Origin of the sequence: Streptomyces sp. NPDC056480, assembly GCF_042795405.1 — a bacterium.
Lineage (GTDB): Bacteria > Actinomycetota > Actinomycetes > Streptomycetales > Streptomycetaceae > Streptomyces.
The window spans coordinates 1-23,339 of the sequence record NZ_JBHTSA010000100.1; the positions used below are offsets into that span (position 1 = coordinate 1).

Genomic DNA, 23,339 nt, shown 5'->3' on the forward strand with positions numbered 1-23,339 from the left:
CGCCCCGTGCAGGGGGCGCGGCCACGGGCCCGGCACGGCCGGCCCGCCACGCACCGGACCCCGCCGCGCTCCCGCCGGGCCCATCCGGCCGGAGCCACTAGGCTGGGGTCTTCCACGCACGACGCACCCCGGGGAGAGATCCGCATGGCACCCGCCATCCCTGCCGCCATGGAACGGCCGCACTTCATCGGCATCGGCGGTGCCGGAATGTCGGGCATCGCGAAGATCCTCGCCCAGCGCGGCGCCAAGGTCGCAGGCAGTGACGCCAAGGACTCCGCGACCGCCCAGTCGCTGCGCGCCCTCGGCGCCACCGTGCACATCGGGCACGCCGCCGAGCACCTCGCCGACGACGCCTCCGCCGTCGTCGTCTCCAGCGCCATCCGCGCCGACAACCCCGAGCTGGCCCGCGCCGCCGAGCTCGGCATCCCCGTCGTCCACCGCTCCGACGCGCTCGCCTCCCTCATGGACGGCCTGCGCGCGATCGCCGTCGCCGGTACGCACGGCAAGACGACGACCACCTCCATGCTGGCCGTCGCGCTCACCGAGCTCGGTCTCGACCCCTCGTACGCCATCGGCGGCGACCTCGCGGGTCCCGGCACCAACGCGCTGCACGGCGACGGCGAGGTCTTCGTCGCCGAGGCCGACGAGAGCGACCGCAGCTTCCAGAAGTACGACCCCGAGGTCGCGATCGTCCTCAACGTCGAGCTGGACCACCACGCGAACTACGCCTCCATGGACGAGATCTACGAGTCCTTCGAGGCCTTCACGGCCAAGATCCGCCCCGGCGGCACCCTGGTCGTCGGCGAGCACGCGGGCGCCCGCGAGCTGGCCCGCCGGGTCGCGGACCGCGACGGTCTGAACATCGTCACGGTCGGTGAGACCGAGGACTCCGACGCCCGCATCCTGAAGATCGTCCCGAACGGGATGAAGAGCGAGGTGACGGTCGCCCTCGACGGCGTCGAGCACACCTTCACCGTCTCCGTCCCCGGCCGCCACTACGCGCACAACGCCGCCGCGGCCCTCGCCGCCGGCGCCCGCGTCGGCATCGACCCGGCCGAGCTCGCCCAGGCCCTCACCGCCTACACCGGCGTCGGCCGCCGCCTCCAGCTCAAGGGCGAGGCGCGGGGCGTCCAGGTCATCGACTCGTACGCGCACCACCCCACCGAGATGACCGCCGACCTGGAGGCCATGCGCGGCGCCGCCGGGGCCTCCCGCCTCCTGGTCGTCTTCCAGCCGCACCTCTTCTCCCGCACCCAGGAGCTGGGCAAGGAGATGGGCGACGCGCTGGCCCTCGCCGACGCGTCCGTCGTCCTCGACATCTACCCGGCCCGCGAGGACCCGATCCCGGGCATCACCAGCGAGCTGATCATCGCCGCCGCGCGACGGGCCGGCGCCGATGTGACCCCCGTCCACGACAAGGCGACCGTGCCGCAGGTCGTGGCGGGAATGGCCGGACCCGGTGATCTCGTTCTCACCATGGGCGCGGGCGACGTCACGGACCTCGGCCCGCTGATCCTGGACCACCTGTCGAAGTAGCAGAGGGAGCGAGCTCATGGCGTACGACGTCGAGAAGCCGGACGAGCAGTGGCGTGCGGAGCTGACCCCGGCGGAGTACCAGGTGCTGCGCCAGGCGGGCACCGAGCCCGCGTTCCGCGGTGAGTACACGGACACCACCACCAAGGGCGTGTACTCCTGCCGGGCCTGCGGCGCGGAGCTGTTCACGTCGAACGAGAAGTTCGAGTCGCACTGCGGCTGGCCGTCCTTCTTCGACCCGAAGGACAGCTCCGCCGTCGAGCTGATCGAGGACCGCACCCACGGCATGGTCCGCACCGAGGTCCGCTGCTCCCGCTGCGGCTCGCACCTGGGCCATGTCTTCGAGGGCGAGGGCTACCCCACCCCGACGGACCAGCGGTACTGCATCAACTCGATCTCGCTGCGGCTGGAGCCCAGCGCGTAGCGGTCACCGGCGTACGAGGACCTCAGCTCGGGGACGGCTCCGGGCTGAGGTCCTCGCGGCCGATGCGGGTGCCCGACTTGTAGACGGTCACGGTGTCCCCGTGGATGACATAGCGGTAGGGGCTGTTGGTCGCCTCGTACCCGTCACTCGTCTTCTCGGCCTTCATGGCGATGCCGGGCTCGCGCCGGTCGCTGAACTCGCCGTAGTAGTAGAGCTTCCCGGACCGCGTACGGCAGAGGGTGATCTGCTTGTTCTCCGTGCGGAAGGCCTCGACCAGGGCGGCTCCGTCACCGCTCGGGAGCGCGTCGGCGATCCGGGACGGGCACGCGGTGCCGGTGGGGCGCGGGCTGCTCGTCGCCGGTTTCGCGCCGGCGTCCTCGATGGCATCGCCGATGCTCGCGAACCAGCCGTTCCTGACTCCGAGCACCACGAGGACGGCGATCACGATGAAGAAGAACAGGCAGCCGCGGGACTTCTTCTCCTTCACCGGCGGCCGGTAGGTCGGCGGATCGTAGGAGGTCGGCCTGGTGTACGTCGGCGGGGTGGACACCGGCGGCGTCGTCCGCGTCGGTGGTGTGTAGCCGGTGCCGCTCGGCGGCGGGAACAGGAGCCCGGTCGGGCGCGAACCCGTCCCGCCGGTCGAACCGGTGCCCCGCGGGGGAGAAGGGGTCCGCCGCGGCGTCGGCCGCGACGGGGGCTTCGTGGCGCCCTTCCCGGGCGGGGTCGCCCTCGGGGTGGTCCCGGTGGACGTGACCCGGGACGTCGTGGTCTTCGGGGGCGTCGCCTTCGGAGGCGTGCTCTTCGTGGGCGTGGGCTTCGGCGGCGTCGCCTTGGGAGGCGTCGCCTTCGGTGCGGAACGCTTCGGCGTCGGGCGTGACGGAGTGGCGGGCCGCGACACCGGAGCCCGCCGGGTCGACCCGCAGATGGTGCAGGCTGTGTCCTTGAGTCCGTTGTTGTTGTCGCAGTCCGCGCATTGCCACTTGGCCGAGCCCGCCACGCCTGTCGTCCCTCCTAACCCGCGCTGCTCGCCTGACGCGCCATCACGTCAGCGAACAGCTCTTCCGACCTCTCCCCGGCGGGGCTGAGGATCCACTCGCGACGGCCGTCGGGCACGCGCTCCAGCTCGACGGCGTCCGAGGCCGTCCCCAGCGCGGGACCCGCGTCCGGGTCCTTGTCGGGGTGCAGGTCCGGGTGCCGGTCCGGGGCCGGGGCCGCGTCGAGGTGGGCGACTGCGGCGGGAGCCGCGGCCGAGGCCACGGGGACGTCCGCGCCCCCGCCCTCGGGCAGGTCCGGTACCGAGTGGTCGCGCCAGAGCACGGCCATGAAGTGCCCGGCCTGCTCCACCTTGTGGGGCGGCACGTCCACGCGTACCTCGGCCGTCTTGGTCCCCGAGGCGCCGCCGGGGAACCGGAACCGGAACTCCATCTCGTGCCCGGCCCTGCCGGCCGACGGACGACGGAGCGAGGCCGATACGCAGTGCGACGGCCTGACCTCGAAGATCCCCGCGCCGACCCAGAGGAACTCCAGCCCCTCGGACCCCAGGGACAGCTGGAAGCCGTCCCATTCCACCATCACAGGCTGTTCGCGATCGTCTCGATGATCTCGTCCATCTCGAACTCCTCCAGGCCCTCGCCCGCCTTCGAGGCGAAGTGGAGCGTGAGGTCCCACTCCTCGGCGATCGGGTCCGACCACGGGGCCTCCTCCGGCGCGAAGAGCACGAGCCGCTTGGCGGACTGCTCCATGACCGAGGTCTGGCTGCGGGCGTAGCCCCACTGCTCGAAGAGATCGTCCAGGCTGCGCGGGATGTGCCGCGGGTAGGTCGGCGCGTCGGCGCCGACCGTGCCGAGGGCGTGCGCGGGCGCGTCGGTGAACATCACGATCACGTGGCGCCTGCGGTCGAGCCCGGTCTCCCAGGGGGAGTTGACGGCCAGGGCGAGCGCCTCCAGGCCGGACTCCGGGATGTCGCCGCCGCCGCCCGCGTCGATCCCGCCGATGAACTGCTCGAACTCCTTCGCCTGGGCGGGGAGATGGAGGAAGTCGGTCTCCTCGATCGCGTCCGAGGGGTTGTCGCCGAAGTCGCGGAACGCGATGACCTTCAGCCGCAGCTGGCTGATGGACTTGCCCTTCTTGGCCATCACGTCGTCGAGGCGCTGGTGGAACTGGAGGGCGCTGGCCTTCACCGTGCCGAGGACGGGGTGCATGCTGCCGGTCGCGTCGATGCACAGGGCGATGTCGACGGCGTACTGCAGATTGCCCTGGTACTGCCCGATGGCGTCGTTCATGGGGACGTTCTCCTTGTCAGGGGGTGCGGCGGTCGCCGCCGCGACCGCCGAGGTTGATGCGGACCCGGGACTTGCCCGTTTCCGGAGCGGGCGCCGGAGCGGGCGCGGGTGTGGGCGTCGGTGCGGGTGCGTCCGCGGCCGGACGGGGAGCGGGGGCCGCCGGGGTGGCGGGGGCCGCCGGCGCCGCGGGGGTCTCCTTCCGGCGGCCGAAGGTGGAGCGGACACGGCTCTTCGTACGGGCCGGTTCCGGCACGGAGCCGCCGGCCGGGCCCGCGCCGGAGCCCGTCGTGCCCGCCGGGGCCTTGGTGGCCTTCGGCGGGGCCGCGGTGCCCGGCCTGCGGTGCCGGAGGGTGCACACCTCGGGGTCGGAGAGCGCCGCCAGGAAGGCGGCGATGTCCGGCCGGGCGCGCGGGTCGGCGGACGTCATCCCGCGCAGCAGGGCGAGGAGTTCGTCCGAGAGGCGCGAGTCGAAGCGGAGCTCCGCGCCTCCGTTCACCGCGTCCGCGGGGGAGTCGAACCCCTTCTCGTACGCGGGGAGTTCGCCCACCACGTAGGTATGGGTCATCAGCCCGAGCGCGAAGATGTCGACCGCGCAGGTCAGGTCCTTGGGCCGGACCGTCCCGTCGAGCTTGATGTAACGGAGCCACTCCGGGGCCCCGTAGACGGAGTCGCCGGCGATGTCCTCCGGCTGCGGCGGGTTCCCGGAGCCGTACGAGTCGTCGAAGTCGATCAGCTTCGCCGCGTGGAAGGCGGCGCCCTCCCGCTTCTGCACCAGCACGTTGAGCGGCTTGAGGTCACCGTGCACCGTGCCGCTGTCGTGCAGCTGCTTGAGGCTCGATCCGAGGGTCTTGAGCAGCACCATCTTCTGCCGGGGCTCCAGGGTCTGGGGCCGGTCCAGGCTGGTGGTGTCGATCCGCTCGGTGACCTTGTAGTACGTGCTGCCCACGTGGAAGAAGTCGGTGGCGAGCACGATGTTGCCACCGCCGAGGGTGTCCGGGCGCAGCCGCTTCATGACGTCGCGGTGCCGCTTCTCGAACTCCTGGGCGACCTGGCGGCGGATGCGCACGCTCTTGGAGTCGGCGGCGTCGTCGCGCGGGCGCTTGGGCTCGAGGAACTGCTTGATGAAGTACTGGCCCCCGTCCTTCTCCGCGAAGGCCCAGATGCACTTCCCGCCGTTGGCGTTGGTGGGTTCGGTGACGATGCGGTAGCCCGCGATCGTGTCGCCCAGTTTCATCGGTACTCCTCGGACGCGGGCGGCAGATGGGTCTCGTACGCGGTGCGGTAGGTCTGCCAGGTGTGGTCCTGCCAGGCGCGGACACGGGCCTGCGTCTCCTGCGGGCCCTCCGGTTCTCCGGCCGCCTCGCCGCTGCGGGGGGCCGCGTCGAGGACCGCGGGCCGGCCCCGTACGTACCGCTCCGTCAGGTCGGAGAAGCGCTGCTCGTACGCGGCGACCAGGGCCGGGAAGTCCTGGTGACCGAGGGCGAGCAGGGCGAGCGAGGCGTCGTCCCCGGTGTACCCCTGGACCCCGCGACGGAGCAGATCGGCCCACTCGTACTCGTTGCCGGCCTGCCGCAGGGTGTCCAGGAGCAGGTACTCGAAGTCGGCGGGGGTGTGCACATAGCCGAAGTACCCGTCCGTGGCGGCGATCAGGACGCAGGGCATCCTGAACGACGCGATGTGGTGCGTGTCGATGAAGAACTTCCGGTCCGCGCAGACCACGTTGGTCATCGGCGGGTCGGTGCGCAGCAGTTCGAGGGCGTCGCTCTCGCGGGTGTGGTCCCGGGTGAGGACGTGCAGTCCGTCGGCCGGGGTGAGCACGTACACCCGCGAGTCACCGGCCCACAGCGGGCGCAGTTCGACCGTGTGCTCCTTGCCGTGGACGCGGTAGTGCACACCGGCGAGGGTGGTCGGCAGGTGCCGGCGCATGGTGCCGCCGATCTTGCTGCGTCGCTGCGGAGCCATGGCGAGGAACCAGTCCAGGTACTGGTGCAGGCTGTCCGGACCGACCTCCTCGCCCTCCCGCGCGACCTCGCGGAACCAGCACTCCGTGGCCAGCCGGGCGACCCGGGACCCGACCCAGGCCCCGGTGTGGCGGAGTCCGTCCGGCCCCTCCCACACCGGGCCGGCGCCCGCGCCGCCCGAACCGTCGAAGACCGCGATCATGCCCTCGTCGGTGGGCCAGTGGTGGACGACGAATGGCTCGGCGTCCTCGCCGTGACCGGGCACCTGTTCGGTCCAGACCGAGAGCGCCTGAAGCCCCCGGACCCCTCCCGGCGCCGACCAGACCATCTGGGGCGGCAGCCGGCGCTCGGCCGGCTTCGGCTCGTCGCCGGGCACGGCGGCAGCGCCGTGCGCCCCCTTCGGGGCCGCCATGGGTCCCGGCCCGATCGCCGGAGCGACGCCCCGTGCGGACGGCGGTGCCGGGATCGGCGGCGGGGCCACGGGGTGACGCCCCGGGGCCGTGGGAGCGGACGTTCCGCCGGGTCCGGGCGGCGGGGGCGGACCGGGTGGGCCCGGCGGCGGAGGCGGTCCCGGCGGTCCGGGGGGCGGGGGCGGACCCGCGGGCGCCGGTGCGGGCGGCCGCCGGTCGGGGCCGTGCGAGGGCGCGGCCTGCCACGCCCTGTGGTCGTGCTCTGCCATCAACGCTCCCTGTCGGGTCCGGGTCGAGGGGTGTCCCGCTTGGTGGTGCCCCGCACCCTGCTGACCCGGGGCGCCGGCCGGTCGGCGGGCGGTTCGCCGGACGCGGCACCGTGCGGCGGGGACGACGCGGACGGCGTTCCCGGCCGGTCCCCCCGGCCGGAGTTCCGGTCCGGGGCGGGATCCCGGTCGGGGGCGCGGCCCGCATCGCGGTCGCGGCCGGACGCCCGACCGCGCCCGGACTCCCGGACCCGGTCCGGGTCCCGGCTCGGGTAGCCGTCCCGGCCCGGGTAGCCGTCTCGGCCCGCATCCCGGCCCCGGTCCGAGTCCCGGCCCCGGTCCGGGTAGCCGTCCCGGCCCAGGTAGCGGTCTCGGCCTGAGTCCCGGTCCCTGTCCGAGTCCCGGTCACGGCCCGGGGCGCGTTCGCCGCCCGTGGCCCCGCCGCTGTCACGGCCCGCGCTCGGGTCCGGCAGCGGCTCGTCCTCGGGCGGCCCGTAGCCCCGGGCGCCGCGCCACGACCCACCGTCCCCGCCGCCGTCCCGTCCGCGTCCGCCGTCGCGGTCCGCCGGGCGGCCGTCGCCGACCGGGCGGCGGCTGCCCGGTCCGTGGCCCTCGGTGCGTCCCGCGCCGTACGTCCCCGAGACCCGGCTGCCACCGGACCGGGCGGGGCCCGCGTCGCCGGGCCGGGTGCCCCGCGCGTCCCCGTCTCCCGCAGTCCCGCCCCGCACCACCTCGCCGCGCAGTGCTCCGCGCGTCCCCCGGGGCTCGTCCTCGGTCCCGGAACCCGGGCCCAGGGCCGGCGGCGGGTCCGCGGCGCGGGCGAGCGAGCCCCGCAGCCGCCCGCGCCGGGCGGCGCCGTCGAAGAGCCCGTCGCCCTCGCGCAGGACCTCCTCCAGGACGGTCCGCTCCAGTTCGGCCTGCTCGAAGGGCTCCCGGTCCGCGTCGCCGCGTTCCAGGACCAGGCGCATGATCTCGCGCCGCACCTCGCGCTTCTCGGCCTCGTTCTTCTCGATCCAGGTGAGGGCGGCGCGGGGGCCCTCCTTCTCCATGATCTCGGCGATCAGGCCGTCGAGGCCCTCCTCGCGGATCATGTCCAGGTGCCGTTCGCGCCGCATCCCGGAGAGCCGGGTCTCCCGGACGACGTCCCGGAAGTCGCGCCCGCTGGTGGCGATCTCGTCCTCGTCGACGAGGAGCTCGACGTGCACGTTCCGCAGGCGCACCGCGTCGTCACCGGTGAACCCGGCCACCGTCGCGTTCAACGCCCCCTCCGCCTGGTGGAACTGGGCGATGTCGTACTCCCGGGAGACCTCGCGCAGCGTCTTCCGCAGGTAGTCGAAGAGGGTCTCGCTCATGTCCCGGATGCCGCGGGCCACGACCTGGGCCGGGTCCGCGACCCGGCACACCAGGTCCACCCGGCTGCGGAAGGAGAAGGTGTGGTCGCGGCTGAGGAGCGGGATGTCGAGGACGAGCCGGTGCTCCGTCAGGTCGACGGTGAACATCCCGCTGTACGCGCCGAAGCGGGAGGAGGGGATCTCCTCCCCGGTGCGTATCGTCAGGGACGGACCGCTCTCCCGGACCAGGACCAGCGCGCGGCCGGGCTGCGGCGGCCGTACCGGACTCGTCAGCCGCCACTTGGGCAGTTCCTCGTAGGACAGCACCGGGTCGTAGGTCTGCTGTTCTCCCACGGGGACCTCCTTCCAGTTCCTCGGGACGTTCCGCCCGTGTCGGGCGGGGCAGTTCTGGCGTCGGGCCGTACGGTTCGGGCCGTACGGTTCAGGTCGTACGGGCCAGCGCGGCCCGGAGCAGGGCGGCGTTCCTGGACGGCCGGTCGCGGTCCTTCGCCCACTTGTCCAGCCACCACAAGAGCCGCTCGCGGTGGGAGCCCGGCTTCCGGGAGACGTCCCACAGGAGGCGGTTCAGCGCTTCGAGGGTGGGCCGGCCGCCGCGCTCGGCGTGGACGTCGACCCAGTCGCGCAGCGCGAGCAGAGCCGTGTCCTGCAGCGGGCGGCGGGCCAGCGACCGCGCCCACAACTCCGCCATCCGCTCCTCGTGTTCGGGCAGCAGGCTCAGCAGCAGGGGTACGCCGGACACGCCCTCCACCGGCCCGTCGACCGTCGGCTCGTACGGCCGGCCCGTGGCGAAGAGGAAGGCCGACAGCGACTTGACGACCATGGGGGAGAGGTCCTGCGGCGCGGACCAGTCCAGATAGGCGTCGAGAAGTTCCGCCGCCCGTCCCTGGTGCACCAGGTGGACCCCGCCCCAGGCCACGGAGGGCAGGGTGCCCCAGTCGCCGTCGCGGTCGAGGGCGTCGTGCAGCACGGCCACCGCGCGCGCGGGCGCCTCCCGGCCGAGGAGACCGCCCGCCGTGTTCGCGGCCGTCCCCGCGAGCCGCCGCTGACGGGCCGAACTGCCGCCGCGCGCCCAGCCGTGCAGCAGCTCCCACACGGCCTCGGCCGAGTCCTCCCGGCTGCCCGCCACGCCGAGCGCGGTCGCGGCGGCCTGGCGGAGCTGCCAGGAGTCCGCGGCGGCCCAGCCGGTGAGGAAGCGGTGCACGGCGTAGTGGTGGTCGGCCCAGGCGATGATCCCGGCGGCGACGGCGGCCCGGGCGCGGACCTCCAGGTCGGCGTGGTCGAGGAGCCGGCGCAGCCAGCTGAGCAGCGCCTCGCGCCACCCGTCGAGTCCGGTCCAGGCGTAGATCAGGACGACCTGCCCGAGCAGCGGGTTACGGAAGCGCACCCGGGGCGGTCCCGAGGAGTCGCCGTCGAGGCGGATCCACTGCTGCTCGTCGCCGAGCCGGTCCCTGAACCGCACGTCGGGCGGCGCGGCCTCGGGGATCGAGAGCGCGGCCCTGAGCCGTACGGCCGCCTCGGCGACGGTGAGGTAGCCGCTGTCCTCGAGGACGGCGGCGGCCAGCGCGAACGCCACCGCCTCCGGGTTCCGGTGCCGGTCGAACCACGTCCGCACCTGGTCGCTCGGATCGCGCAGCGCGGCCGCCGCGGCGACCACGTCACGGCCCGCGGAGATGTCCGCGGCCAGACGGGCGGCGTGCCGGGCCGCCGGCATCTCGCGCAGCGTGTCGGCGACCCCGCCGGACGCCAGCGTCGCGCGCAGTGCGGCACGGGCCTCCGGTGAACCGCCGTGCCCGAGCACCCGCCGTTCGAGGACGGCCAGCGGGTCCACGGGCGCGAGGGCGTGCACGGCCACCGACTCGGAGCCGTCCGCCCGGACGGTGACGGCCAGGTCCTGGCCGCCGGTCAGGACCAGATGGCAGCCGTGCGCGCGCAGCGCCGCCACGACGGCCGGAAGCCTGCGGGGGAGCGCCTCGAAGTCCCGCGCGCCGGCCCGTCCGTCCTCGACGGCGACCAGGTATCCGCTGTCCTTGACCGGCGGCTCCCACTCGGGGGCGAGGACGGCGGCCGGGTCGAGGAGCCGGTGGCAGACCCCGCCGCCGTCGGCGCCGCCCAGCGCGAGCGCCTCGGCGAGCAGATTGACGGCGGTGGCCTCGCGGCCGCTGCCGGAGGGCCCGGCCAGGACGAGGAGCCGACGCTCGCACAGCGCGGTCAGTGCGGAGTCGTACCCCTCGGGCTGCACGAACAGCTCGGTGTGGTCGACCAGTTCGACGGCGCCGAGCGGCAGCACGGACCCGCCGCCGCGGTGCGCGGCGCGGGCGTGCCGCTCGCCTCCGGCGTTGAACCCGCCGCCGAAGCTGACCGTGTCGTTGAAGAGCGCCAGGGTGCCGATCCGGGTGCCGGACGCGTCGGCGTTGAGGCGCTGCGCGATGAGGTCCGCGATGGCGCCCGCACGCTGCGCCTCGGACCGTTCGGCGTCGTCGGCGGCCGAGCGCTCCGTGAGGGAGCGCAGGGCGTCGGACTCGCTGACGGGGCCGTCCTGCTCCGGCCCGCCCCCGCGCGGCTCGCCCCTCGCGGAGTCCTCCGACGCGCCCTTCGGGGCGTCGGGGGAGGAGGGCGGGGTGGCGGCGGGGGTGGGATCGGAGCGGTCGGTCTTACCGCCGGCCGACGGCTCGGCGGTGCTTTCCTCGCTCATGGCACAGGTCTTCCGGGGTGGGTCGGCGAAGAGGCGGCAGGAGCACGGCCGCCTTCACTGATCGAGGACGCGCCGCCCCGCCGGGCGAGGACGTACCGCCCTCGCCGGTCGGGGTCGTACCGCCCTCTCTGATCGGGGACGTACGGACGTCGTCAGGAGACGTTCCAGTCGCCCTTGATCTCGACCTTCTCGTTGAAGATCTGGGCGTTCTTGATCAGCGCCGCGCTGACCTGCGGGCCGCCGCGCCCGGAGGCCGCGACGGCCTCGTCGACGAACCGCCGGATGTCGCTCTCGAAGTCCCGGTCGCGCAGCATGTGCGCCTGGAGCATCCGCTCCAGGTCGTGCCGGCCGGTCTCGTCGTCCGGCGTGTCGGTCACCCGCTCAAGGGCCGCCTCGGCATCGCCGTCCCCGCGGAACCGTTCCCTGATCCGGGCGACCAGCCGGGCCCCACCGGTCCAGCCGCTCCGTCCGGCCTCCTGCCCCGTGGCCTCCAGAGCACCCTTGACCACGAGCGCCACGCCCGCGGCGGCGATGGCCGTCAGTGGATCCATGTGTTTCCCCCGGTTGTTCCGCGCACTCACCCGCACACAAGTGAAGCCATTCAATTACTCACCGCGCAGGACACCAGGGGTTCGGCGAACAATGACCGAAATCCGACGGCCTGCCGGGGCCGATGATGGCCGGATCTCGTACGGGGACGGGCGGGACGTCAGTGGACGGAGAAGCCGCCGTCGACGAAGAGGGACTGGCCCGTGACGTACGCAGAGGAGGCGCTCGCCAGGAACACGGCGGCGCCCGCGAAGTCCTCGGCGAGCCCGTTGCGGCCGACCATCGTGCGGGCCGCCAGCGCGGCCACCTTCTCCGGGTCGGAGGAGAGCCGCTCGTTGAGCGGGGTCATCACGAAGCCCGGGACCAGGGTGTTCGCCGTGACGCCGTACGGGGACCAGGCCTCCGCCTGCGAACGGGCGAGCGACTCCAGGGCGCCCTTGGACACCCCGTACGCGCCGCTCTGCACGAACGCGCGGTGCGCCTGCTGGGAGGTGATGTGGATGATCCGCCCGAAGCCGCGCTCGGCCATGCCGGGACCGAAGCGCCGGCCGAGCAGGAAGGGCGCCTCCAGGTTCACCGTCATGGTGGTGTCCCAGACCTCGTCGCTGAGCTCCCCGAACGCGGGGCGGAGGTTGATGCCGGCCGAGTTGACCAGGATGTCCGGCTCGCCGAACACCGCCGCCGCCTCCTCGGCCCCGGCCTTGATCCCCGCGCGCGTACCCAGATCGGCGCTCACCCATGCCGCCCGGCAGCCGTCGGCCGTCAACTCGTCGACGGTCGTGACCAGATCCGCCTCCTTGCGCGCGATCACCACGACGCTCGCCCCGGCGCGGGCGAGGGCCCCGGCGATGGCCCGGCCGATGCCGGAACTGCCACCCGTGACGAGGGCCGTGCGGCCGTCGAGGGAGAAGAGGTCGGAGAGGTAACCGCCGGGCGTCGTGCTCATCTGGTCTGCGCTCCTCGCGTCGTGCGTGCACCGGCCGCTCCGCGTGCGGTGGAGGGCAGGTACACGCATCCTGTCAGACGCGGGTCAGACCAGTTCGGCGAGGAACTCCGTCCAGGTGGAGGGGGAGAGGACGAGCTGGGGACCGGTGGGGTTCTTGGAGTCGCGGACGTGGATGGTGGAGGGGCGGGTGGCGACTTCGACGCAGTCGTCGCCGCTGCTACCGCTGTAACTGCTCTTGAACCAGGCCAGGTCTGTGGTGCTCATGGTGCTCCTCGCATCTCCAGCAGCAGGCTCAGGGAGTCCTCCACGGACAGAGCCTGTGCCCGCATCCTGGCATATCGCTTCTGGAGGATGCTGACCACTTTGGAGTCGGAGATGAGAAGCCCGTTCTCCTGTCCCTCGCAGTAGGCGTACCACCGGTTCTCCGGGGTTTCCAGGAGCCGCATGGGGCCGTCGAGACCCGCGTGGTACTCCCTTGACTGCGGCATGATCTGGAGGTCGATGTTGCGACGGGCGCAGATGTCGAGGATGTGGTCGATCTGCAGGCGCATGACCTGCGGACCGCCCGTCTGGCGGCGTAGCACGTGCTCCTCGATGATGAAGCTGTAGATCGTGTGGGGACGTTCCGTCAGCAGCTTCTTCCGTTCGGCCCGGGCGGCGATCCGGGTTTCAATCTCGTCGTCGTCCAGGGCAGGGATTCTCTCGTCGAAGATCGTCTTCGCGTAGGCCGGAGTTTGCAGCAGCCCTGGCACCAGTCGGTTCTCGTAGGTGTACAGCGTCACTGCCTGAAGTTCGAGCTTGGCCCACTGGTGGAACCACTTCGCAAGTCCCGGCTTTCGCGCCAGGTGCTTCGCCGCCGCGCGAATCACCCCGAAGGCGTCGAGCACCACTTCGGACTTCTCCACGAATCCGACCGAGGGTAAGCGCCGCCCCTGCTCGATCGAAGCCACCGTCGGCACCGAGTACCCGACGAGGGGCGCGAAAGCCTCCTGCGTCAACCCCGCCCGCCTTCGGAAGGTCTTGACCACCTCCCCGAAGGCCTTCAAGCTATCCGACGCCTCCGGTTCGCTGCCGCCGTGAACCTCGTCCGGAACCTCATCCATCACCCGGCCACCTCCCGCACCCGTGCGCTCGCGTTGAACGCACCCATGCTCACGGGTAGTTACCGGTACCGTCCAGAGCGTGAACCCGTACGCTGCGCAGCGTACGGGTTTCTGACCTGGCAACCCTCCCGGCGCGGCGCCACATTGGCCCCATGACCTCCCCCATGACCCGCCAAGCCGCCGTCACCGTACGTGTGTTCACCCAGCGCTTCAGCTCGACGCCGCGCGGCGCGCGCCTCGCGCGGCGTCTCTCGCTCCACCAGCTCGACCGCTGGAACGTCCCGTACGGTTCCGGGGTCTCCGACGCCGTCGGGCTCCTGGTCGCCGAACTCGCCGCCAACGCCGTCACCCACGGGCGGGTTCCCGGGCGGGACTTCGAGCTGGTGCTCACGTACACGCCCGGGCTGCGGCTGCGGATCGACGTCTCCGACACGCGGGGCGAACGCCGTCCGGCCGCCGCCGTCCCCGGTCTCCTCGACGAGGGCGGTCGCGGTCTGCTCCTCGTGGACGCGCTGGCGTCCCGGTGGTCGGTGCTCGACCGCGTGCCGGTCGGCAAGACCGTACGGGCAGAGCTCGACCTCGACTCCTGACGTACCTTGACCGTGAAGGAACAACCGGAGGGGGCGGACGACTTGGACGCGGAGAACAAGGCGGGCGAGGGAGCCCTGAGGCCCAGGGTGGCGCTCGTCTTCGCGCTGGTGCTCGCCCTGCTGCTGGCGGCCCTGTCGGGCCTCGTGATGTATCCGGCGGCCCAGCACCTGCGTTCCCTCCAGGACGGCCGACAGGCCGACGCGACGCTGGTGGCCGCCGGTTCGGGGTGCTTCCTGGGGGGATGCAAGGTCAGGTTCGAGGCCGAGGGGCGGACCGTGGTGGCGAACCTCCCGGTGGGGAGCGGCCACGGGAGGAACGTGGCCGGTGAGCGTCTCACCGTCCGGTACCGGGAGGGCGATCCGCAGGTGGTCGCCTCCCAGGATGACGTCGGTGGCGGTGGGCCGGCCGTGGCCACCGTGCTGTTCGGCTCGGGCGCCGTGCTCTTCCTGGTGGTGGCGGTCTGGGGGTCGGTCCATGCGCGGCGGCAGCGGCGCGCGTTCGCCTGACAGCGTTCCCCGACTGCCGCCAGACTGACCGGTGGGCAGAGGGACGGGGGCTTCAGGGTGACGACGGAGACGGAGAAGGCGCGGGCCTTCCTGCGGGAGCTGCAGGCCCAGGCCGCCGAGGCGACCGGCATGCGGGACGTCGAGCATGCGACGGACTGGCAGGAACGCATGGTCGAGATCGGGCGGAGGATGCCCGAGGTGTCCGAGGAGCTGCTGCGTTGGCGTACGAGACGAGCGGCTCGGCGTGCACCGTCTCGTGCCGGCAGCGCGGGCACGGGCCGCTGACGACGATGACCTCGGGCGCCCTCTCGTCCGGATGGAGGCTGACCCGTGCGGTGCCGGCCGCGACCGTGTTCCACTCCAGGTCCGACTCCACGCGGTACAGCACGTCCTGTTGGTCCGTCACTCGCCCCCCAGCGTTCGTACGACGTCATCAACCTAACGCTCCACAGGGGGTGTTGGTGCCGACGTGTGCGTGAGGACCCGATCGCGAAGGCCCGGTGTCCGGTCCGTGGCGACCCCACGGACCGGACACCTCCACTCAGCCGGCCTGACCCCTGGGCGCGGGGGCGTAACCCGCCGGGCGGGTCGTGAACGTGCCCCGGCCCTGGGTGCGGCCGCGCAGGCGGGACGCGTAGCCGAAGAGTTCGGCCAGCGGCACCGTCGCCTCCACCACCGCCGTACCGGAGCGGGTCGTCTGGTCCGTGACCCGGCCGCGGCGGGCCGCGAGGTCGCCGAGGACCGAGCCGACGGACTCCGCGGGGACGGTGACCGTCACGTCGGTCACCGGCTCCAGGAGCGTCATCACGCTCGCGCGGAGCGCCTCGCGCAGCGCGAACCGGCCCGCCGTGCGGAACGCCATCTCCGAGGAGTCCTTCGGATGCGTGGCGCCGTCCGTGAGCGTGACCCGGACGCCCGTGACCGGGTGGCCGCCGAGGGGACCCTCGACGAGCGCGTCCCGGCAGCCGGCCTCGACCGCGCGGACGTACTCCTGCGGGACCCGGCCGCCCGTGACGGTCGACGCGAACGCGAACTCCGCCTCCTCGGTGTCCGCGAGCGGTTCGACGTCGATGACGACATGGGCGAACTGGCCCGCGCCGCCGTCCTGTTTGACATGACGGTGGAGCAGCCCGGTGACGCCCTTCGCCACGGTCTCCCGGTACGCGACCTGCGGACGGCCGACCGTGACCTCCAGCCCGCGGTCGCGCCGCAGCTTCTCCACCGCGACCTCCAGGTGCAGTTCGCCCAGGCCCGACAGGACGGTCTGGCCCGTCTCCGGGTCGGACCGCACGACGAGCGACGGGTCCTCCTCGGAGAGCCTGGCGAGGGCCGTCGCCAGGCGGCCGGTGTCCGTGCTCCGGCGTGCCTCGACCGCGACCGAGACCACCGGGTCGGCGGTCGTCGGCGGTTCGAGGACGATCGGAGCGTCCTGGGCACAGAGGGTCGCCCCGGCGCGGGCCCCCTTCGGGCCCACGACGGCGACGATGTCCCCGGCGCGCGCCACGTCGACCTCGGTCGCCCGGTCGGCCTGGACCCGCAGGATGCGGGCGATCCGCTCGGTGCGGCCGCTGACGGCGTCGAGCACGGTGTCCCCCTTCCCGATCGTGCCCGCGTAGACGCGGACGTAGGTCATCCGGCCGGTGGCCGTCGCGCTCACCTTGAACGCGAGCGCGGTGAACGGCGCCTCCGGGTCCGCCGGCACCTCCCCGCGCACCGGAGGCATGTCCGAAGGCGCCGGGAGGTAGGCGACGACGGCGTCGAGCAGCGTCTCGACACCCCGGTTGCGGTACGCCGAACCGCAGAGCACGACCACGGCCTCGCCGGTGAGGGTGAGGTCGCGGAGCGCGCCCGTGAGGGTCTCCGCGGAGAGCGCGCCCTCGCCGCAGAACTCCTCCAGGGCACCCGGATGCAGCTCCGCCACGGTCTCCTCCAGGAGTCGCCTGCGGTGCCGGGCCTCGTCCCGGAGCTCGTCGGGGACCGGCTCGTCGGTGTACGTGTCGGCGCCGTCGGCCCACACGTACGCCCGCATCCTGACCAGGTCCACGACGCCGGTGAAGCCGTCCTCGCGCCCGATGGGCAGCTGGACGGGCAGCGGGACGGTGCCGAGACGGGTGCGGATCGACTCGACGGCGCTGTCGAGTTCCGCGCCCGCGCGGTCCAGCTTGTTGACGAACGCGAGGCGCGGGACGCCGTGCCGGTCCGCCTGCCGCCACACCGTCTCGCTCTGCGGTTCGACGCCCGCGACGGCGTCGAAGACGGCGACGGCGCCGTCGAGGACGCGCAGGGAGCGCTCGACCTCGTCGGAGAAGTCGACGTGGCCCGGGGTGTCGATGAGGTTGATCCGGTGTCCGGCCCAGTCGCAGCTGACGGCCGCGGCGAAGATCGTGATGCCGCGGTCGCGCTCCTGCGGGTCGAAGTCGGTGACGGTGGTGCCGTCGTGGACCTCGCCGCGCTTGTGGGTGGCGCCGGTGAGGTACAGGAAGCGCTCGGTGACGGTGGTCTTGCCGGCGTCGACGTGGGCGAGGATGCCGAGGTTGCGGACGCGGTCGACGAGGTGGGTACGCACGGTGTCGTGCCTTTCGCTGCTGCTGGAGGAGAACGGGGCAGCGCGATTCCCGTACGCGGGCCGTCAGAGGGACGGCAGGAGCGTCACGGGTCGGCGATGGCGGGCGCGCAGCCGCCACCGGCCGGAGGGAGAGGCGAGGATCACGTCGTACCGGGCACGGGCGGACGACACGGCGGCGGCGTTACGGCAACGCACGGTCGTCTCCCCTCGGGTCGGACGTCTGACGGCACATCGGTCGATGGCCGCGAGACGTGAGTGTAGGGAGGGGAAGGGCAGGTGCGACAGCGGTTTTTCCGGGGTCGGTGTGCCGCGGCCGGAGCGCGTAGCGCAGGGTGCTGATGGCCAACTACCGGCCAGCGTAGGGGAATTGGCCGTATCTCGTCTGCCTCGTGACTCGCCCCGGGCGCTTAATGGTGCTCCCGCACGGTGCGGGTGGGAGCGACGAGAGCACGGGGGAACGCATGGCCTTCGCAGGAGACGCCGGACCACCGCCGCCCAGGCCGCCGTCCGATCCGCCGTCGGGTCCGCCGTCGGGGCCGACGTCCGGAGCGTCGTCCGGTCCGGCGGATCCGGCGGATCCGCCCTCGGTACCGCCGCCCGGAGCCGGCTGGGGAGGCGTCCTGCCGCTCCGGGTCAGCCGCCGGATGCTGTGGGTGGGCGCCGCGGCCTTCCCGCTGCACAACATCACCCGCGTCGAGGCCTTCAGGCTCAAGCCCGACCGGGTCGCGGCCCTCCTCCGCTTCCTGAAGTGGCTGCTCGTCGCCGTCGTGGTCTACGCCGTGGTCAACAGCGTGAGCGACGACGACGCGAGCCTCGGGGACGGTGGCGGCCCCCTGCTCTTCGTCGTCCTGGTCGCCCTGGCCGTCTTCCTCGGCAAGGAGCTGTTCGAGCCGGCGAAGCCGGTGCTGCTGGTCGAGATGGCCAGCGGCTCCGCGGTGCTCGTGACGCTGCCGAGCATGGAGGAGCTGCGGGACATCGCCGGGCTGATCGTCCGCGCGATCGACAATCCGGCCGCCGAGTTCAGCACCGTCGTACGACAGTTCAACAACACGAACAACTACGGCCCCGTGGTGAACATGAACGGCGGCCGGAACAACCGGGGGATCAGCCTGTGAGCGGCGACACGACGAACAACTACGGCAACGTGGTCAACGTGAACGGCGGACAGGGCAACGTCGGCATCAACTACGGCTCCGTCGGCGGCGCCCCGGACGACGGGCTCCGCGCCGCCGTCGACGAGCTCGCCCGCCTCCTCCAGGGCCTGCGGCCCCACCTCACCCCGGAGCAGGCGCAGACCGTCGACGAGGCCCTTCCCGAGCTCACCCCCGACCGAGCGGCGCTGCGCGAGCGCATGGGCGTCCTGACCGCCGTCGGGCAGATCGCCGCCGCCGTCGGCACGGTGGGCCAGCCCGCCGTGGACGCGGTCGGACAGCTGATGACGCTGGTGGGCTAGGCCGCTCGGCCTGTTCGGCCGGTCCTACTGCGCCGGGTCCGCCGGCTGGAGGAGGTCCCAGCGGTTGCCGTACAGATCCTCGAAGACGGCGACCGAGCCGTAGGGCTCGTGCCGGGGCTCCTCCAGGAACTTCACGCCCGCCTCCGTCATCCGCGCGTGGTCGCGGGCGAAGTCCTCGGTGTGGAGGAAGAAGCCGACGCGGCCGCCCGTCTGGTTGCCGACGGAGGCCTCCTCGGTGTCGTTCTTGGCGCGGGCCAGCAGCAGGCCCGCGTTCCCGAGGCCGCCGACCCCGGCCGCGCCCCGCGGGCGGACGACGACCCAGCGGCTGCCGCCGCCCCGGTCGGTGTCCTCGACCAGGTCGAAGCCGAGGGCGTCGGTGTAGAAGGCGATGGCCTCGTCGTAGTCACGGACGACAAGGGTCACAAGTGCGATGGACGGCATTACCCCAACGTAATACGTGGAAGCGGCAGGAATCTACCCGCGTCAACCCGTGTCGACCCGGGTCGGACCCTCGCCGATGGGAGGGTCCGGACGAGGGTCCGGAGAGGGCCGGACGAGGGTCGGGACGGGGGCGAGGCGCGTAGACGGGGCGGGAGTCCACGGCGCTGCGGGCGCACGCCGGGCCGCGCCCGCGGCCGGTGCGAGAATGCCCCGCATGGACGCGCAGCAGTTCGACCGCCTCGCCGCTCGGGCCCGGTCCCTCGCCGAGCGCCCCGGGGACGGCCGGCCCGCCCGCCGCCTCCTCGGGCTCGCCGGCGCGCCCGGCGCCGGGAAGTCCACGCTCGCCGCCCGGCTCGTCGCCCGCCTCGACGGGCTCGCCGTCCTCGTCCCCATGGACGGCTTCCACCTCGCCCAGGCCGAACTGGAACGCCTCGGCCGGGCGGGCAGGAAGGGCGCGCCCGACACCTTCGACGCCGCCGGGTACCTCGCGCTCCTCGCCCGGCTGCGCGCACCCGTCCCCGGCACCACGGTCTACGCCCCCGCGTTCGACCGCGCTCTGGAGGAGCCGATCGCCGGGGCGATACCCGTGGGCCCCGAGATCCCGCTGGTCGTCACCGAGGGCAACTACCTGTTGCACGACGAGGGCGCCTGGGCCGGTGTCCTGCCGCTCCTCGACGAGGCCTGGTACCTCGACCTGGACGCCCGGCGCCGGGTTCCCCGGCTCGTCGAGCGGCATGTCCGCTTCGGCAAGGACCGGGCCCGCGCCGAACGCTGGGTCCAGGACTCGGACGAGGTCAACGCCCGCCTGGTCGCCCGCGGCCGCGACCGCGCCCACCTCGTGGTGCCGATGGCCTGACGCCGGCCGGGGGACGTCCCCCGCCGGTCAGCCCGCCGCGTGCCGCGTCGCCGCCGCCGCGAGCGCCCGGATCAGCGGGTGCGGGCGGGTGCCGTCGCCCGCCAGTTCCGGCTGGAAGAGGGTCGCCAGGAAGAAGGGGTGCGAGGGGAGTTCGGCGATGCGGATGCCGCCCTCCTCGTCCGCGCCCGTGAACCGCAGGCCGTGCGCCCGCAGGGTGTCCAGGTGGCGGCTGTCCGGGCCGTAGTCGCAGTGGTAGCGCTCGGTGGTCCGCTCCGCGCCGAGGGCCTGCTCGGCGAGCGAGCCCGGGGTGACCCGTACGACTCCCTCGTGGCCCACCAGCGAGCAGGCGAGGGGGGCGATCAGCAGGTCGCCGGCGGCGGCCGACGGGTCGTTCTCCGCGTGCGCCGCGGCGGTCAGACCGCAGACGTCCCGCGCGTACTCCAGGAGCGCGTGCTGGAAGCCGCCGCAGGTGCCGAGGAACGGGATGCCGTCCTCGCGGGCCGTGCGGATCGCCGCCAGCGCCCCCGCCTCGCTCGCGTACGGGCTCCCCGGGAGCACCCACACCGCGTCGAAGCCCTTCACCGCGCCGGACGTCTCCGCGTCCCCGGTCGGGATCCAGTACGCGTCGAGGGCGAGGCCGTCGCGCTCGGCGAGGGCGTCGAGGAGGACGGGGATCCGGACGTGGGAGCGGACGTGCGGGGAGCGGTCGCCGACCAGGGCGATCCGAGGGGTGTGAGGGAGGGCGTGCGTGCTGTTCATGGGGACCATCCTTGGCGCCGTCGCCCGTTCGCGTCCAACGATGATCACTGCTCGGTCCATCACGAATGCTTATGCCGGCCTGGATAGGGTGGCCGTATGACCATCGATCAGGAACCGTCCGATCAGGAACCGTCCGATCAGGAACCGTCCGACCAGGCCCTGCCCGACTGGGAGCGCCGCGTCGCCGCCCTCTGGGAGCGGCTCGACACGTACGAGCCCGCCGACTTCCGCGCCCGTGTCGCCGCCCTCGCCGCCGAGCGCCCCGAGGACGACACGGCCGCCCTCTTCGAACGCGGCGCCGCCCACGACTCCACCGGAGAGCCCGAGGAGGCCGTGCGCCTCTACCGGCAGGCCCTCGACCAGGGCCTCACCGGACTGCGCCGCCGACGCGCCGTCATCCAGCTCGCCAGCAGCCTGCGCAACCTCGGCCGCCCCGACCGCAGCGTCGAACTCCTCACCGCCGAGCGCGCGATCCCCGCAGCCGAGCTCGACGCCGACGAGACCGCGCTCTCCGGCGCCGTCGACGCCTTCCTCGCCCTCGCCCTCGCCGACACCGGCCGCGACCGCGAGGCCGCCGCCCTCGCCCTCGGGGCCCTCGCGCCCCTGCTGCCCCGCTACAACCGCTCCCTCGCCCACTACGCGCAGGCCCTCCTCACCGCCCCCGACGGGTCCTGACGGGGCCCGGCGCGCACCCCATGGACCCGCACCTCCTCCGGACGTACGTCACCGTCGCCCGGCTCGCCTCCTTCTCCGAGGCCGCCCGCGAGCTGGGCTACACCCAGTCCGCCGTCTCCCAGCACATCGCCGCCCTGGAGACCGACCTCGCGCTGCCGCTGCTGACCCGCCGGCCGGTCGCCCCGACCCCGGCCGGGGAGCGGCTCCTCGAACACGCCGGTGCGCTGCTGCTGCGGCTCGACGCGGCCCGCGCCGACCTCGACCGGTTCGCGGCCGCACCCCGCGCCACCCTGAGCGTCGCCGCCTCCCCGCTCGCCCTGCACGCCCGTACCCTCGCCGCGCTGCCCGCCACCGGCGTCACCCTGCGGGCGCTGCCCCGCGAGGCGGTGCCGGCCGCCGTCGCCACCGGCGAGGCCGACGCCGGGCTCGTCGACGGCATCGCCGCCCCCAGCGACCCGCTGCGGCTGCCCGACGTCGCCCCGCTCACCGCGACCGGCGTCGCCGAGGAGCCGCTCGCCGTCGTCCTGCCCGCGACCCATCCGCTCGCCGGGCGCTCCGGGCTCCGCCTCGACGACCTCGTCGACGCCCGCTGGCTCGACGCGCCCGCCGCCGGCCTCCCCCTCGACGGGCTGCGGGACGCCCACGGCGGTCCGGCCGGGCGGGGCTTCCGCACCGCCCTGCGCTACGACGGCACCGACACCCGCACCCTCGCCGCGCTGGCCGCCGCCGGGCACGGCCTCGCCCTGCTCCCCGCGCCGGTCGCGGCGGACGTCTCCGGCGCCGTCGCCGTCCCCCTGGTCGCGCCGCGGCTCGTCCACCGCACCGAACTCCTCCTCCCGGCCGCCTCGCGGACCGAACCCACCGGCCCGGTGGCCGAGTTCACCCGACGGCTCAAGGGCTGACACCGGCAGTCGCTACCCTGTGCGCAACGGCGACGGAAGGCGGGCAGGCGTGGGGTGGCTGCGACGAGGACCCAGGCGGGACGGCGACGACGCACCGAGGGACCCCGAGTTCGCGTACTTCTCGCAGCGTGAGGCCGCGCTCTTCCGCGGCCGCGTCCGGGAGACCTTCGCCGAGCTCGGCCTGGAGGTCAGCGTCTACGCCGACCACGTCGTCGACGACAAGGGCCGCCGCTTCGGCCTCGGCAACCTCGCCGCCGTCTGCCACCAGGACCGGCGCGGCCCCCGCGTCTGGCCCGGCATGATCAACCGGCACATCGGACTGGTCGTCCGCGCCATGGACGGACCCTCCGCGCTCGACACCCTGCCGCCCGAGCAGATCCGCTCCCAGCTCTACCCCCGGGTCGTCAGCGGTGACGGCATCGACGCCGCGGCCTTCGGGTACGCGCGGACCGTCGCCCCCGGCCTGTACGAGATCCTCGCCCTCGACCTGCCCGAGAGCGTCATGATGCTCACCGACGAGGCGCTCGAACGGCTCGGCGACCACGCCCAGCTGCGCGACCGGGCCCTGCGCAATCTGCGCGGGCTGCCCGTCGAGGAGCACGAGACCGTCCGCGACGCCGACGGCATGTGCTTCGAGATCATCCTCGGCGACTCCTTCTACACGGCGAGCCGCGTCCTCGACCTGGACGGCGTCGTCCGGCGGGTCACCGGCCTGCCGATAGGCGAACACGGCGCCCTGGTCGCGATGCCGTTCCGCCACCAGCTCGCCTTCCACCCCATCCGTGACACCTCGATCATCCCGGCCCTCGGCGCGATGGCCTCCTTCGCCGCCTCCGGGTACGAGGACACGCCGGGCGCCATCAGCCCGTACGTCTTCTGGTGGCGCGGCGGCACGCTCACCCAGCTCAGCGAGCACGACGAGGAGCGGGGGGACCTGCGGATCGTCGTCGGCGACGACTTCCAGGAGCTCCTGGAGCGGCTCATCGCCCAGGGCCCGGACCTCCGCTGAGCGGTCGCGGCCCCGGTCGCCGCCCGGCAGGATGCTGTACGTCCAGGATGCAGCGGAGCCGAG

General features: G+C 73.6%; 26 protein-coding genes. 11 read left to right on the forward strand and 15 right to left on the reverse strand.

Annotated elements, in window-relative coordinates:
* Positions 1-144 precede the first annotated feature (144 nt).
* Positions 145-1,536, forward strand: a complete 1,392-nt coding sequence (gene murC, locus ACFQ79_RS31355; RefSeq protein ID WP_383589745.1) for a UDP-N-acetylmuramate--L-alanine ligase — start codon at positions 145-147, stop codon at positions 1,534-1,536.
* A gap of 16 nt (positions 1,537-1,552) precedes the next feature.
* Entirely contained in the window at positions 1,553-1,957 is a 405-nt protein-coding gene (gene msrB, locus ACFQ79_RS31360) for a peptide-methionine (R)-S-oxide reductase MsrB (RefSeq protein WP_383589747.1), read from the forward strand.
* 22 nt (positions 1,958-1,979) lie between these two features.
* Here msrB and ACFQ79_RS31365 read toward each other — a convergent pair whose 3' ends face one another.
* From ACFQ79_RS31365 to ACFQ79_RS31415, 11 genes are all read right to left on the reverse strand, one after another.
* Complete coding sequence (locus ACFQ79_RS31365; RefSeq protein ID WP_383589749.1) at positions 1,980-2,507, reverse strand: hypothetical protein; 528 nt, start codon at positions 2,505-2,507, stop codon at positions 1,980-1,982.
* Positions 2,508-2,968: 461 nt separating this feature from the next.
* On the reverse strand, positions 2,969-3,529 hold the full coding sequence (locus tag ACFQ79_RS31370) for a hypothetical protein (protein WP_383589751.1): 561 nt from the start codon (positions 3,527-3,529) through the stop codon (positions 2,969-2,971).
* Positions 3,529-4,239, reverse strand: coding sequence for a vWA domain-containing protein (locus ACFQ79_RS31375; protein WP_383589753.1), 711 nt, complete (start codon positions 4,237-4,239; stop codon positions 3,529-3,531). Before ACFQ79_RS31375 ends, ACFQ79_RS31370 begins: the two co-directional genes overlap by 1 nt.
* Before the next feature lie 16 nt (positions 4,240-4,255).
* Positions 4,256-5,473, reverse strand: a complete 1,218-nt coding sequence (locus ACFQ79_RS31380; RefSeq protein WP_383589755.1) for a lipopolysaccharide kinase InaA family protein — start codon at positions 5,471-5,473, stop codon at positions 4,256-4,258.
* Positions 5,470-6,612 (reverse strand): serine/threonine protein phosphatase, encoded by a 1,143-nt coding sequence (locus ACFQ79_RS31385; protein ID WP_383589757.1) that lies wholly within the window; start codon positions 6,610-6,612, stop codon positions 5,470-5,472. The genes ACFQ79_RS31380 and ACFQ79_RS31385 overlap by 4 nt, the downstream gene beginning before the upstream one ends.
* Positions 6,613-6,878: 266 nt before the next feature.
* Entirely contained in the window at positions 6,879-8,561 is a 1,683-nt protein-coding gene (locus tag ACFQ79_RS31390) for a hypothetical protein (protein WP_383589759.1), read from the reverse strand.
* Between the two features lie 88 nt (positions 8,562-8,649).
* Positions 8,650-10,920, reverse strand: coding sequence for a hypothetical protein (locus ACFQ79_RS31395; RefSeq protein ID WP_383589761.1), 2,271 nt, complete (start codon positions 10,918-10,920; stop codon positions 8,650-8,652).
* A 152-nt stretch (positions 10,921-11,072) separates the two neighbouring features.
* Complete coding sequence (locus ACFQ79_RS31400; protein WP_383589763.1) at positions 11,073-11,471, reverse strand: hypothetical protein; 399 nt, start codon at positions 11,469-11,471, stop codon at positions 11,073-11,075.
* A gap of 158 nt (positions 11,472-11,629) precedes the next feature.
* Positions 11,630-12,415 carry an SDR family NAD(P)-dependent oxidoreductase gene (locus tag ACFQ79_RS31405; RefSeq protein ID WP_383589765.1) on the reverse strand — a complete coding sequence of 262 codons (786 nt, stop codon included), beginning with the start codon at positions 12,413-12,415 and terminating at the stop codon, positions 11,630-11,632.
* Positions 12,416-12,499: 84 nt separating this feature from the next.
* Complete coding sequence (locus tag ACFQ79_RS31410) at positions 12,500-12,679, reverse strand: DUF397 domain-containing protein (protein WP_383589766.1); 180 nt, start codon at positions 12,677-12,679, stop codon at positions 12,500-12,502.
* Complete coding sequence (locus ACFQ79_RS31415; protein WP_383589768.1) at positions 12,676-13,518, reverse strand: helix-turn-helix domain-containing protein; 843 nt, start codon at positions 13,516-13,518, stop codon at positions 12,676-12,678. The genes ACFQ79_RS31410 and ACFQ79_RS31415 overlap by 4 nt, the downstream gene beginning before the upstream one ends.
* A 152-nt stretch (positions 13,519-13,670) precedes the next feature.
* Here ACFQ79_RS31415 and ACFQ79_RS31420 point away from each other — a divergent pair, with 152 nt between their 5' ends.
* Genes ACFQ79_RS31420 through ACFQ79_RS31430 form a run of 3 tightly spaced genes read left to right on the forward strand, consistent with a single transcriptional unit; the run spans position 13,671 to position 14,900 of the window.
* Positions 13,671-14,108 (forward strand): ATP-binding protein, encoded by a 438-nt coding sequence (locus ACFQ79_RS31420; RefSeq protein ID WP_383589769.1) that lies wholly within the window; start codon positions 13,671-13,673, stop codon positions 14,106-14,108.
* Positions 14,109-14,120: 12 nt separating this feature from the next.
* Positions 14,121-14,615: a DUF3592 domain-containing protein gene (locus ACFQ79_RS31425; RefSeq protein ID WP_383589771.1), complete on the forward strand. Its 495-nt coding sequence runs from the start codon at positions 14,121-14,123 to the stop codon at positions 14,613-14,615.
* 57 nt (positions 14,616-14,672) lie between these two features.
* Positions 14,673-14,900 (forward strand): hypothetical protein, encoded by a 228-nt coding sequence (locus ACFQ79_RS31430; RefSeq protein WP_383589773.1) that lies wholly within the window; start codon positions 14,673-14,675, stop codon positions 14,898-14,900.
* Positions 14,901-15,156: 256 nt separating this feature from the next.
* Here the strand turns inward: ACFQ79_RS31430 and fusA are convergent, their stop codons facing one another.
* Positions 15,157-17,181: an elongation factor G gene (gene fusA / locus ACFQ79_RS31435; RefSeq protein WP_383589775.1), complete on the reverse strand. Its 2,025-nt coding sequence runs from the start codon at positions 17,179-17,181 to the stop codon at positions 15,157-15,159.
* Positions 17,182-17,244: 63 nt separating this feature from the next.
* Complete coding sequence (locus ACFQ79_RS31440) at positions 17,245-17,376, reverse strand: hypothetical protein (protein ID WP_383589777.1); 132 nt, start codon at positions 17,374-17,376, stop codon at positions 17,245-17,247.
* Between the two features lie 266 nt (positions 17,377-17,642).
* Between ACFQ79_RS31440 and ACFQ79_RS31445 the strand changes: the two genes are divergently transcribed.
* Both ACFQ79_RS31445 and ACFQ79_RS31450 read left to right on the forward strand, forming a co-directional pair.
* On the forward strand, positions 17,643-18,296 hold the full coding sequence (locus ACFQ79_RS31445; protein WP_383589778.1) for a DUF6232 family protein: 654 nt from the start codon (positions 17,643-17,645) through the stop codon (positions 18,294-18,296).
* On the forward strand, positions 18,293-18,634 hold the full coding sequence (locus tag ACFQ79_RS31450) for a hypothetical protein (RefSeq protein ID WP_383589780.1): 342 nt from the start codon (positions 18,293-18,295) through the stop codon (positions 18,632-18,634). Before ACFQ79_RS31445 ends, ACFQ79_RS31450 begins: the two co-directional genes overlap by 4 nt.
* Positions 18,635-18,658: 24 nt before the next feature.
* On the opposite strand, the gene ACFQ79_RS31455 is transcribed toward ACFQ79_RS31450, so the two are convergent.
* Positions 18,659-19,075 (reverse strand): VOC family protein, encoded by a 417-nt coding sequence (locus ACFQ79_RS31455; protein WP_383589782.1) that lies wholly within the window; start codon positions 19,073-19,075, stop codon positions 18,659-18,661.
* Between the two features lie 205 nt (positions 19,076-19,280).
* On the opposite strand from ACFQ79_RS31455, the gene ACFQ79_RS31460 reads away from it, so the two are divergent.
* The gene (locus ACFQ79_RS31460) at positions 19,281-19,931 is read left to right on the forward strand and encodes a nucleoside/nucleotide kinase family protein (RefSeq protein WP_383589784.1); all 651 of its coding nucleotides are present in this window, start codon (positions 19,281-19,283) and stop codon (positions 19,929-19,931) included.
* A 27-nt stretch (positions 19,932-19,958) separates the two neighbouring features.
* On the opposite strand, the gene ACFQ79_RS31465 is transcribed toward ACFQ79_RS31460, so the two are convergent.
* Positions 19,959-20,690: a hypothetical protein gene (locus ACFQ79_RS31465; RefSeq protein WP_383589786.1), complete on the reverse strand. Its 732-nt coding sequence runs from the start codon at positions 20,688-20,690 to the stop codon at positions 19,959-19,961.
* A gap of 96 nt (positions 20,691-20,786) precedes the next feature.
* Here ACFQ79_RS31465 and ACFQ79_RS31470 point away from each other — a divergent pair, with 96 nt between their 5' ends.
* Genes ACFQ79_RS31470 through ACFQ79_RS31480 form a run of 3 tightly spaced genes read left to right on the forward strand, consistent with a single transcriptional unit; the run spans position 20,787 to position 23,276 of the window.
* Positions 20,787-21,365: a tetratricopeptide repeat protein gene (locus tag ACFQ79_RS31470; protein WP_383589788.1), complete on the forward strand. Its 579-nt coding sequence runs from the start codon at positions 20,787-20,789 to the stop codon at positions 21,363-21,365.
* A 20-nt stretch (positions 21,366-21,385) separates the two neighbouring features.
* Positions 21,386-22,267 carry a LysR family transcriptional regulator gene (locus ACFQ79_RS31475; protein ID WP_383589790.1) on the forward strand — a complete coding sequence of 294 codons (882 nt, stop codon included), beginning with the start codon at positions 21,386-21,388 and terminating at the stop codon, positions 22,265-22,267.
* 49 nt (positions 22,268-22,316) lie between these two features.
* Positions 22,317-23,276: a hypothetical protein gene (locus ACFQ79_RS31480; RefSeq protein ID WP_329284194.1), complete on the forward strand. Its 960-nt coding sequence runs from the start codon at positions 22,317-22,319 to the stop codon at positions 23,274-23,276.
* Positions 23,277-23,339 lie beyond the last annotated feature (63 nt).